The organism is Phaeobacter sp. QD34_24 (genome assembly GCF_028890115.1).
Taxonomy (GTDB): Bacteria; Pseudomonadota; Alphaproteobacteria; order Rhodobacterales; family Rhodobacteraceae; genus Phycobacter.
In genome coordinates, this window is the sequence record NZ_JARCJD010000002.1 from 227,738 (window position 1) to 239,462 (window position 11,725).

The window sequence follows — 11,725 nt, forward strand, 5'->3', positions numbered from 1 at the left end:
GCGGGCGCTGTCATCTTCGGCTCTGGCTGCCTCAGATCAGCTTGACGATCTGCTTGCCGGTATTGCCGCCCTTCAGCATCGAACGGAAGGCATCCGGCGCATTCTCAAGACCGCTCGCGATATCCTCAAGGAAGCGGATTTCGCCCGATGCGACCTTGGGGGCGACTTCCTTCAGAAACTCCGGGTAGCGGTCGAAGTGGTTGGAGATGATGAAGCCGTTGACCGACAGGAACTTGACCAGGATGTTGCGCCAGATATTGGGACCGGTCAGCGCCGCATCCGAGGCCCCGGCACCAAGGCCGCCGGCGTTGTACCAGGCGATCATGCCGCAGATCGGGATGCGGCCGTGGGAATTCATCAGCGGCAGCACCGCTTCCAGCACCTTGCCGCCGACGTTTTCGAAATAGATGTCGATCCCCTTGGGGCAGGCTGCGGCCAGATCCTTGCGCAGGGATTTCGCATCCGCATAGGCGCGGTGATCGAGGCATTCGTCAAATCCGAAGGTCTCGGTCGCAAGCTTGCACTTGTCCGCACCGCCCGCGATGCCGACGACCCGCAGGCCAGCCAGTTTCGCAAGCTGCCCGACCATGGACCCCACCGGGCCGGTCGCGGCGGCCACCACCAGGGTTTCGCCCGCCTGCGGGCGTCCATAGGCGGTCAAGCCATGCCATCCGGTAAACCCGGGCATGCCGAGAACGCCAAGCGCAGCGGTGATCGGCCCCTGCGCGGGGTCGAGTTTGCGCAGCTCCTTTGCGGGCAGGCAGCCGTGGCTGGCCCAGCCCAGCATGCCAAAGGCAAAATCGCCGGGCTGGAAATGGGGGCTGTTCGAGGCGATCACCTCACCCACGGCGCCGGCCTCCATGGTGCCACCGATCGGCACCGGTGCGGCATAGGATTTTGCATCATCCATACGCCCGCGCATATAGGGGTCCAGCGACATATAGTGCGATTTCACAAGGACTTCGCCTTCGCCCGGCGTGGGCATGTCGACGGTTTCCAGGCGGAAGTTGTCGTCTGTTGGCTCACCATCCGGGCGACTGGCCAGCACGATACGCTGCATCTGTTCTGTCATTGGGTTTCTCCTCCCTGTTGTTCGCATCCAAGGCGTTCATTGACCTGAACTCTGTGGTTCACTTTTGCGCAATGCAACCCATTGCGGGAATAACCCGACGGAACATGTGCGGTGAGGATCCCTTGTTGCGCCGGGCATTCACTCTTGGCAACGGGGGATAGGGCGCGTATAGGCACGGTTTGACCGGCATCTCCCCCGACCGATACAGGAGTCTGCAGACATGATTGGCAGCGCGAACCTCAACGTGATGATCAAGGCCGCCCGCAAGGCAGGCCGCTCCCTTGTGAAAGACTTTCGCGAGGTCGAGAATCTGCAGGTCTCGATGAAGGGTGCGGGGGATTTTGTCTCCAAGGCGGATATCGCCGCCGAGAAGATCCTGAAGGACGAACTGATGGGCGCGCGCCCCACCTACGGCTGGCTGGCCGAGGAAGGTGGAGAGACCCCCGGCGAGGATCCGACACGCCGCTGGATCGTCGATCCGCTCGATGGCACCACCAACTTCCTGCACGGCTTGCCGCATTGGGCGATCTCCATCGCGCTGGAGCACAAGGGCCAGGTTGTCGCCGGCGTGATCTATGACGCTGCAAAGGACGAGATGTTCTTTGCCGAAAAGGGCACCGGTGCCTGGATGAATGACACCCGGATCCGTGTGTCGGGGCGCCATCGGATGATCGAATCGATCTTTGCAACTGGTCTGCCCTTTGGCGGACGCTCCGACCTGCCTGCGACCCTGCAGGACCTGGCGCGCTTGATGCCTGCCTGTGCTGGTGTGCGCCGCTGGGGCGCGGCGGCGCTGGACATGGCCTATGTCGCTGCGGGTCGCTACGACGGCTTTTGGGAGCGGCGTCTCAACCCTTGGGATCTGGCGGCCGGCATCATCATCGTGAAAGAGGCCGGCGGGTTGATCGAGGCGATCGATCCCGAGCAAGGTATCCTGGAGAGCGGCGAGGTCGTTTGCGCCAATGAGGCGATCTACGAGAACTTCGCCAAGGTGATCCGGGGCTGACGCCCAAGCAGAGTTACCCACATGAAGGAACGCGTTCAGCCCCCTCGGCTGGGCGCGTTTTTTCTGTGCGTCCACAGGGCTGGAAGGCAGGGCTGTGGATAGGATTACTTGCCCCAGGGGCCAGGGTTGCGCCTGCCTGCATCCACCCGGCGCGGAATGCGCGGAACGCGGGTGGCGCTATAGCTGTACTGGGTTTCCGCATGCGGTGGCTGCCCGTGGGTGCGGCCCCAATAGGCAGGGCCGCCCCGTTTCAGCCATAGGGGCAGGCACAGCACCATGCCGACGACAAAGCCACCGGCATGCGCCCAATAGGCGACACCGCCCGTATCCGGGTCCGAGCCAAGCCCGCCGACAAACTGGATCACGAACCACAGCCCCAGCATGATGAAGGCGGGGATCGAGAAGACCCTGAAATAGATGATCAGGATCAGCAGGATATCGATCCGCGCCTTGGGGAACATCAGAAGGTATCCTCCCATCACCCCGGCAATCGCGCCGGAGGCCCCCACCGTGGGCACCATGGACATGGGCGCCGCCATCACATGCAACACTCCTGCACCGATTCCAGAGAGAAGATAGAACCCCAGGAATGGCAGGTGGCCCATCTCGTCTTCCAGATTGTCGCCAAAGATCCACAGGAACAGCATATTGCCCGCGAGATGCATGAAGCCCGCATGCAGGAACATGGAGGTGAACAGGGTTCCAAAGCCGCCCCCGTAGGAAACCTCGCGCGGGATGATGCCGTAGCTATAGAAGAACCCGGCCATCGATCTGTCGCTGGTATAGGTCGTGATGGCATAGAGAAACACCGCCACATTCGCAGCCATCAGCAGGTAGACGACATAGGGCGTGCGCCCCGATGGATTGTGATCGCGCAGCGGAAACATGGGGCGAACGCTGGGCCGGTTTCAGCCCAGCGTCAAGGGGTTATCGGGTAAGGCTGCCGCTTCAGGCCGCACCGCCCAGCAGGGCCGCATTGCCGCCCGCCGCCGTGGTGTCGACGCAGACGTGGCGTTCGCCATGAACACGCGCAGGGTCCGGCTTACCGGGGATCAGCGGAATGATCGGCCCCTGCCGTTTGGCAAGGGTCTGCTCGATCCGGCGGGCAGTATCCTCGTCGCCCCACCACAGGACACCGGCAATGCCCTCGATGAACTGCAAACGGTGCAGGTCGAACAAGCCGCTTGCCTCAATGGCAGTCCCGCCAAGCGCATGGACCGCCTGGGCCTGGGCTGCAGCCGCTTCGGCCCCCGGCCCAAGGCACAACAGTGGCGGGCGGGCCGATGTGGTCAGCCGGTTGGATTCGCCGGTGGGGCCGGGCAGGGAGGTTGTTGCCGCCGGTGCCGCCGTGCCGCTTGCCGGAGGCAGTTCGGTCATCGAGGCCTGCCAGGTCTCGGTGCTGCTCTGGCGATCGGGGGCGCAGAAGCGCGCCATGTAGTTTGGCCCGCCCGCCTTGGGGCCGGTGCCTGACAGGCCTTCACCACCAAAGGGTTGGCTGCCGACGATGGCGCCGATCTGGTTGCGGTTGACGTAGATATTGCCGGCGTGGATCCGGTCGCAGACATGCTGCACCCGGTCGTCGATCCGGGTGTGCAGGCCAAAGGTCAGCCCGTAGCCGGTGGCGTTGATATCGTCGATCACCTGATCCAGATCCTGTGACTTGAACCGCGCCACATGCAGGACGGGGCCGAAGATTTCGCGCTCCAGGGCGCCGATGCCGGACACTTCGATCAGGGTGGGGGCCACGAAGGTACCGCCCTGGGGTGTCTGCATCTCCTTCAGCACGCGTCCCTCGGTACGGGCCTGATCTATATGGGCCAGGATGCCCGCGCGCGCTTCGGCGTCGATCACCGGGCCGCTGTCCACGTCCAGATGCCAGGGATCGCCGAGGGTCAGCACATCCATGGCGCCTTTCAGCATCTTCAGCAGATCCTCGGCGATGTCCTCCTGCACGTAGAGGCAACGCAGGGCGCTGCAGCGCTGACCGGCAGACTGAAAGGCGCTTTCGATGATCGATTGCACGGCCTGCTCCGGCAGGGCGGTCGAATCCACGATCATCGCGTTCAACCCGCCGGTTTCCGCGATCAGCGGCGCCCCGGGGCGCAGGGTGTCAGCCATGGCGCGGCGAATGCGCAGGGCGGTCTCGGTAGAGCCGGTGAAGGCCACGCCCGAGACACGCGGATCCGAAGTGAGCGCCGCTCCCACCCGGCTGCCCGGTCCGGGCAGCAGCTGCAGGGCGCTCTGCGGAACGCCTGCCGCGTGCAGCAGTTCGACCGCGCGATGGGCAATGAGTGGGGTTTGCTCGGCCGGTTTGGCCAGCACCGCATTGCCGCTGGCCAGAGCCGCCGAGATCTGCCCGGTGAAGATCGCCAGGGGGAAATTCCAGGGGGAGATGCAGGTGAACAGGCCAGCGGGCGCCGCATCGGGGATGCGGGCGGCGTAGTAGCGCAGGAAATCCACCGCCTCGCGCAGCTCTGCCACGGCATCGGGAATAGATTTCCCGGCTTCGCGCGCCAGCAACGCAAACAGCTCACCATAGTGTTCCTCGTAGAGGTCGGCGGCCTTGTTCAGGGCTGCAGCGCGGGTTTCGGCTGAGGCGTCCCAGGGGTGGGCTGCAGTCAAGGCGGTTTCCACATCGGCGTCGCTGGCCGGGGCAAGCTGGCCCACGGTGGTCAGATCTGAGGGGTTTATCACATCCTCGGCGGGTTCTGGCGCGGTGTCGCCTGCCAGCAGCGGAGCGGCACGCCAGTTGTGGCTGCGCCAGGGCGCGCGGGCCTGTTCGATTGCGGCCAGTGTCGGGGCATGGCCCAGATCAAACCCTTTCGAGTTCGCGCGCTCTGGCGCAAACAGCTCCGGTCCGGTGGGGATGCTGCGGCTGATGTCTGCCACGGCATCAAAGGGATCTGCGGCCACCACTTCGGGCGGCACGTTTTCATCCACGATCTGGTTCACGAAAGAGGAGTTGGCGCCGTTTTCCAGCAGGCGCCGCACCAGGTAGGCCAGTAGATCGCGATGGGCGCCGACCGGGGCGTAGATCCGGCAGTTGGTGCCATTCTGCTCCTTGACCATCTGGTGCAGGGTCTCCCCCATGCCGTGCAGGCGCTGGAATTCGAACAGGCTCTTGTCTTCAGCCATGTGCAGAATGGCGCTGACGGTATGTGCGTTGTGGGTGGCAAACTGCGGATAGATCCGATCGGTCATGCCCAATAGTTTGCGAGCGTTGGCGATGTAGGACACATCGGTCAGCGCCTTGCTGGTATAGACCGGGAAACCATCGACGCCCTCGACCTGGGCGCGCTTGATCTCGGTGTCCCAATAGGCGCCCTTGACCAGGCGCACCATGAAGCGGCGGTTGTACCGCTCTGCCATTTCATAGAGCGCATCGATGGCAAGGCCCGTGCGCGGCCCATAGGCCTGCACGACCACGCCGAAACCGTCCCAGCCCGCCAGCGAAGGGTCCGAGACCACAGCCTCGATCACCTCCAGCGACAGCGACAGCCGGTCGGCCTCTTCCGCATCCACGTTCAGCCCCATGCCGGCGGCCTTGGCCAAGAGCGCCAGCGCCTTCAGGCGTGGCACCAGCTGCTCCATCACGCGCGCCTCCTGGGCCAGCTCATAGCGTGGATGCAGGGCCGATAGTTTCACCGAAATGCCGGGGTTCTTGCGAATGTCATCGCTGGTGCACGCCGAGGCAATGGCGGAAATCGCCTTGGAGTATGACAGGTGATAGCGGGAGGCATCCGCCTCGGTCCGCGCGGCTTCGCCCAGCATGTCGTAGGAATAGGTATAGCCCTTCGCCTCCATGCCCGCGGCGCGTTTCATCGCGCTTTCGATGCTTTCGCCCAGCACGAACTGGCGGCCCATCTCCTTCATCGCGCGGCCCACGGCGGTGCGGATGACCGGCTCGCCCAGGCGCTTGATCGCGCCGCGCAGCGCCCGCACCGGACTGGGCTTGTCTTCGTCCAGCACCTTGCCGGTCAACATCAAGGCCCAGGTCGAGGCATTGACCAGAGGTGAAGAGGAATGACCCAGATGCTTGCCCCAGTCCGAGGGGGCGATCTTGTCCTCGATCAGCGCATCGATGGTGTCGGCATCCGGCACCCGCAACAGCGCTTCGGCGAGGCACATCAGGGCAATGCCTTCATCGGTGGAGAGCCCGTATTCGGCCAGGAAGACCTCCATCAACCCCGGTGCCGAGTGGCCGCGAATGTCCTTTACCAATGCCGCAGCATTCGCACAGATCGCCTGCCGCGCGCTGGTGGTCAGGGCGGCTGTTGCAACCAATTGGTCGCGCATGGCGGTTTGGTCCACATAGGTCCCGGCATCGATGCGATCACGTAGCTTTTGGAACGGGGTGTCAGGTGTTTGGGGCATGCAGAAATCTCCAACATGGCAAGGTGCCGGGTCTAATGATTAGAATACACTTGAATGATGAGGTTAATCGACCGATCATGAGGGCAATGTTGTGCAAATGACCCGATATTTGGTGTAAAGACTGTGCAAATGAACTTTTCCGATCTTGATCGATACGACCGGGCGATTCTGAGCGTGCTGGCAGAGGATGGCCGGATTTCGGTTGCGGACCTGGCGCGCCGTATCGGTCTTTCGAAATCACCGACCCAGACGCGCCTGAAACGGCTGGAGGCCGAAGGGGTGATCACCGGCTATCGCGCGCTGGTGGATCCGATCCGCCTTGGGCTGGATCACGTGGCTTTTGTCGAGGTGAAGCTGGACGACACCCGCGAGGCGGCCCTGTCGCGTTTCAATGCGGCCGTGGTAAAGGTGCCCGAAATCGAACAGGTGCATATGATGGCGTCGCATTTCGACTATCTGTTGAAGGTGCGTACCCGCTCCATGTCCGCCTACCGCGAGGTGCTGGGAGAGCGGATTTCATCCCTGCCGCATGTGGCCTCGACCTCCACCTATGTGGCGATGCAGGCGGTGAAGGAAGACGGCGCCCTTGCACAGCTATAACCAATAATAATAAGGAAATTTCAGATGAGCGATTACCCGAAGATCTGGCTGCTGCGCCACGGAGAGACCGAGTGGAACGCCGAGCGACGCGTGCAGGGGCAGCTGGAAAGCCGCCTCAGCGAACGCGGGATTGGCCATGCCCGGCGTCAGGCCGAGATTATGGCGCCGATCCTTGCGGCCGAGAACCCGCCTTGTTTTGTCTCGCCCCTGGGGCGGGCGCAGCAGACGGCAAAGATCGCTTTGGCAGGACGGCGTTTTGAAACGGATGCACGGCTGGCCGAAGTGCATGCTGGTGATTTCCAGGGTCACAGGCTTGCGGATCTGAAAGAGGCGGATCCGGGGTATTTCGAACGTAACTCGACCCCGATGGATATGTTCTGCGAAGCACCGGGCGGTGAGGGCTATGGCCCGTTTTATGCGCGCACCCTGGCCTTTCTGGAAACGCTGAGCGGGCCATCGGTTGTTGTGGCCCATGGATTGCTTGGCCAGGTGATGCGCGGCATTGTCTGCGAGCTGGACCGGCCCGCACTGGCGCAGCTGGAGAATGGACAGGGCTGCGTTTATGTCCTGGAGCGGGGCGTGGAAACGGTTCTGCGCTGATCTGCATTTGTTGCAGAAAAAACGTGATGCACCTCTTGCACAGGCTTTGGGATTTCTCTAAATCCCAGCCCAGCGGGTGATTAGCTCAGTTGGTAGAGCGCTTCGTTTACACCGAAGATGTCGGGAGTTCGAGTCTCTCATCACCCACCATTCCCTCCGCTTGACCATAGATCACTGTCGGGTCGCATTGCCTTTCATGTCCCTTGCCTTTGGCAGGTAGCTTCTGCCCGCCGGATATGGCTGCAGGCCTAAAAGGGGATCCGGATGTTCACCGAGGCTCCGTAGGAGTCAAACCCCGTGGCGCCGATGCCGTCATAGAACCCGTCTATCACAATCTTGACACCGCGGTTCGGCAGAAACCATGTCGCACCGGCCTCCAGCCGTCCTCTGAAATCCGACTCCGCAGAGGCCAGCGTGGCGTCTGTCGGCGTGCTGTCCAGAAGCTTGTTGAAATCATAGATCCCGGAGAACGACACATAGGGAGAGAATTGCATGTGGGTGCCGCGGTTGATCTCCCAGGACAGTTTTGGACCGAACTCCAGCCGTCCCAGGTCGAACTCCTGCGCGGGAATCCTGCGGCCGAGCGAGTCGGTATAGCTTTTCTGTTTCTCGTTGAAATAGGTGAAGCGGGCAAAGGGGCTGACGGTCAGGGTCGCGTTGACCTTGAAATCGCCGGTCAGACCGGCCTGCACAAGATAGCGCCGGGTGTCGAAATCGTCTTCGAACAGACCCAGCGCATTCACCTTGTTCTTGGATCGCCCATAGGTGGCGGATGCATCCAGATAGAGATTTCGGTCCAGGCGAATGACCGCATAGGGGCCGACCATCCAGCCAACACCCTTGGCCGAGGTATTGGCGGTGCGGTTCTCTTCGTCGGTGATATCCAGCTGTCCCATGATGCCAAACACCGCGCGGTCGGATCTGCGGAAATCCACGCCTGCAAAGAACAGCCCGGATTTACTCTGGGCGTTGAGGTTGTCGTTGACCGCATAGGTGCCTTGGGCCCAGAAATCCCAGCCGGTCTGTGCCGCCTGGCCGACAGCAAGGGCAGCACGGCTGTCCTCGGTTGCGGCGCGGTCGACCTGCGCGTTGCCGACCTCCTGCACACCACGTCCCTGTCGGGGCAGGAAGGCCATGCGGCGAACACCCCCGTCCTCGGTCGGGGTGTCTGCCTGTGTGTTCCCTACCGCTGATTGGTCGGCAGCGGAGCTGAGGGAGGAGCGCCATTTGGTTCCGTCGTTTCGTTGCGCGGTCTGTTCGGCAAAGGCGCGATAGCTGAAGCTGAAGCTGCCGGAATGGCCATTTGGCGTTGCGCTAAAACTCAACCCGTTTCCGGCGCGCTGCCGGGATTGGGCGCCACCGGCCAGCCGCGACAGCAGATCGGGCTGGTTTGACACGATCGTATTCGCCCGGTTGGTCACAAAGGCGGCGATGACCTCCTGGGTGCGGCGGATGTCTGCTGTGTCGTTCCTGGCATTGGTCATCGTAAAGGAAACGCTTCTCAGGCGGCGGGCGCTGGCGGTCACCGGATAGGGCGCCAGAGTGGGGGTGCCCTGGTAGGTCGAGGCGATGCCGTTTGCCGTCAGGTCCGAGCTTGTGGCCGTCCCATCCGTGCCTGTGATGACGGTTTCGGTATTGGTGCCCGTGGCAGCAAAGATCAGCGATGCGCCACTGGCAGGCGCCGTGAAGGTGACGGCCACACCGGCAACACCAGCGCCATTCGCCTCTGTCGCGGTGACGACAAGCGGTTCACCAAAGGGCTGATTGATCTCGGCGCTCTGGTCAGAGCCGGATATCAGCTGCAGGCTGCTTGCGACCCCCTGGGCGGTGCCGCGCACATTGACGTCAAAGGGATTTTCATCCGCATCAGTGTTGCCAAGGCTCAGGTCAAAGCCGAAGGCGCCCCCGGCCGTGGCCGTATAGGACAGGGTCAGTGTCGCGGTCCCGCCCAATGCCGCCACGGACTTCGTGTCCAAGGTAATCCTGTTCACGGTGACATTCTCCGCCCCGCTGATGGCCCGCCGCAGCCGTGCGCCCTTGATCTTCAGCGTGTCCGTTCCGGAATTGGTGATGGTATAGGTGATCGTCGCCTCGGTTCCGGATGTGATCGACGAGGAAACCGTATCCGTATCCCCATCTTCAAGCGGGCCGCTTTCAGAGGATGAGATGTCAATCTCAGGCGTGCCGCTGGCCCGGCCGGCAATTGTGATGCTGAACTCTTCCTCCGTGGATGCCTCCGCGTTTCCGTTTTGCCGCTTGCTGGTAACCCGCCTTCCCGGCTGCGCGTAGGAGATCATCAGGTCAAAACTGAAACGGCCGCTTTGCAGCGCAGAATAGCTGATCTCCAATGTGCTTGTTCCGCCTGTGCTGGCCACGGTAGTGGAGGAGAGCGTGATACTGTTGATTGCCACATTATTCTGGTTCGAGATATTCCGCGAAATCGTCGGCGTGTTGATGGTCAGCTCGCCGGTTCCGGGATTGGAAATGATATAGGTGATCACATAGTCGTCGCCTGCAACGGCAATGCCGGAAATCCGATCCGTTCCTCCATCCTCAAGCGGCCCGTTCTCCGAGGAGCCAAAGCTGAACTCGGCCGTACCGAGGGCGGTGCCGCTCACCGTGATCGTATAGCTGCCTTCGTCGGCGTCATCGGTGGCAACGGTCAGGTCGAAGGAAAAGGCGCCATCCAACGTCGGCGTGTAGAGCACCGTGAAGGTGGTTGTCCCATTGGCGGCAATCGCCGCAGCATCCGGCGCCGAGATGGCATCGACGCTGACATTGTTGAGCGCGCTGCTGCTGGGCGTGCCTGATATGGTCAGCGTCGCGTTGCCCTGGTTTGCAATCGTGTAGGTCAGGCTTTGCTGTTCGCCCGCGTTGAGGCTCCCCTGGTCATCGTTTCCGCCGTTGGCGATGGAGGTCGATGCCGGGCGTTGCAGGTCGATCTCCGGCGAGGCCACGGTCAGGGTCGCGGCGGAACTGCCCGAATTCCCAAGGTCGGAGCTCAGATCTCCGGTCGTGTTGCTGTACGTGCCGTCGTCCGCCGCGCTCACATCGACCGACACCGTGCAGCTTGCCCCCGCATCGACAGCGCCCGCGGAATAGCTGATCGTACCTGTCTCGCTTGCGGCCGTCAGCGTACCGCCGGTGCAGCTTGTGTCCGCATTGGCGGGGGTGGCCACCGTCAGCCCCGTGGGCAACCCGTTGGAAAACGCCAGCCCCGAGGCCGCTTGCCCATTTGCGGTATTGTCGATCGTGAACGTGACGGTCGCGGTGCCATCGGCGCGGATGGTGTCGGGCGCAAAGCTCTGGGTGAACGTGGGCGCCGCAGCGGCACTGCCGCCGATCGTGAAACTGAACGGGCTTTCGTCACTGTCGCCATTGACGAAACTCACGTCGAATGAAAACGCCCCGGCACCCGCCGGCGTATACTGCACCTCAAACACCGTGGTGCCGCCATTGGCCGCCACGCTGCTGTCCCCAGGCGCCGAGATCGCATCGACCATCACATTGACCAGGTTCGAAGCAGTCGCCGTCTCCAGCGTCAAAGCCGCCGCCCCAGAGTTGGTGACCGTATAGGTGAGCGTTTCCATCACCCCGGCCAGCTTGTTGCCCTGATCGTCGGTGCCGCCATCCGCGACGGTATTTGTGGTGGAAGAGGTGAGGTCGTCGATCTCGGCCTCGGCATTGATGGTGCCGGTGAGGGTGACGTTATAGGTGGTCTCGTCACTGCCGTCCTGGGCATCATTGGTGGTGAAGCTGAAGGCGAGGGAGAAACTGTCGCCATTGGTGGCGGAGGCGGGGGTGAAGGTGATGCTGATGGCGCCGGCCTCTGAGCCGCCCGCGGCGACGGTTCCGGTGGTGATGGCGGTTGCGCCGAAGCTTGCGTTGGTGGTGGCGCCCTGGGTCAGGGCCGAGAGGGTGAGCGGCCCGGTGCCGCTGTTTGCGACGGTATAGGTGACGGTGGTTGCGGTGCCGCTGGCGATGGCGCCCGCGATGCTGTCGGTGCCGCCATCCGCGACGGTATTTGTGGTGGAAGAGGTGAGGTTCTCGATCTCGGCCTCGGCATTGATGGT

General features: G+C 62.7%; 7 protein-coding genes and 1 tRNA gene. 4 read left to right on the forward strand and 4 right to left on the reverse strand.

All coding sequences use genetic code 11. The features are described 5' to 3' along the window. Positions 1 to 31: 31 nt before the first annotated feature. A complete protein-coding gene (locus PXK07_RS02800; protein ID WP_274846667.1) occupies positions 32 to 1,072 on the reverse strand; it encodes an NADP-dependent oxidoreductase in 1,041 nt (346 codons plus the stop codon). Between the two features lie 220 nt (positions 1,073 to 1,292). Here PXK07_RS02800 and PXK07_RS02805 point away from each other — a divergent pair, with 220 nt between their 5' ends. Then, positions 1,293 to 2,078 (forward strand): inositol monophosphatase family protein, encoded by a 786-nt coding sequence (locus PXK07_RS02805; protein ID WP_274846668.1) that lies wholly within the window; start codon positions 1,293 to 1,295, stop codon positions 2,076 to 2,078. Positions 2,079 to 2,182: 104 nt separating this feature from the next. Here the strand turns inward: PXK07_RS02805 and PXK07_RS02810 are convergent, their stop codons facing one another. Together PXK07_RS02810 and putA are read right to left on the reverse strand one after the other, a co-directional pair. Continuing rightward, a complete protein-coding gene (locus PXK07_RS02810; protein WP_274846669.1) occupies positions 2,183 to 2,965 on the reverse strand; it encodes a rhomboid family intramembrane serine protease in 783 nt (260 codons plus the stop codon). Positions 2,966 to 3,026: 61 nt separating this feature from the next. After that, positions 3,027 to 6,452: a bifunctional proline dehydrogenase/L-glutamate gamma-semialdehyde dehydrogenase PutA gene (gene putA, locus PXK07_RS02815; protein WP_274846670.1), complete on the reverse strand. Its 3,426-nt coding sequence runs from the start codon at positions 6,450 to 6,452 to the stop codon at positions 3,027 to 3,029. A gap of 129 nt (positions 6,453 to 6,581) precedes the next feature. On the opposite strand from putA, the gene PXK07_RS02820 reads away from it, so the two are divergent. The 3 genes from PXK07_RS02820 to PXK07_RS02830 all read left to right on the forward strand — a co-directional run bounded on the left by PXK07_RS02820 (position 6,582) and on the right by PXK07_RS02830 (position 7,802). Beyond that, entirely contained in the window at positions 6,582 to 7,052 is a 471-nt protein-coding gene (locus PXK07_RS02820) for an Lrp/AsnC family transcriptional regulator (RefSeq protein WP_274846671.1), read from the forward strand. Positions 7,053 to 7,076: 24 nt separating this feature from the next. Beyond that, positions 7,077 to 7,652: a histidine phosphatase family protein gene (locus PXK07_RS02825; protein ID WP_274846672.1), complete on the forward strand. Its 576-nt coding sequence runs from the start codon at positions 7,077 to 7,079 to the stop codon at positions 7,650 to 7,652. A 74-nt stretch (positions 7,653 to 7,726) separates the two neighbouring features. Beyond that, positions 7,727 to 7,802: transfer RNA gene (locus PXK07_RS02830), tRNA-Val, on the forward strand. A gap of 98 nt (positions 7,803 to 7,900) precedes the next feature. Here PXK07_RS02830 and PXK07_RS02835 read toward each other — a convergent pair. Beyond that, the coding region (locus PXK07_RS02835) for a DUF7933 domain-containing protein (RefSeq protein ID WP_274846673.1) at positions 7,901 to 11,725 on the reverse strand (3,825 nt) is incomplete at its 5' end.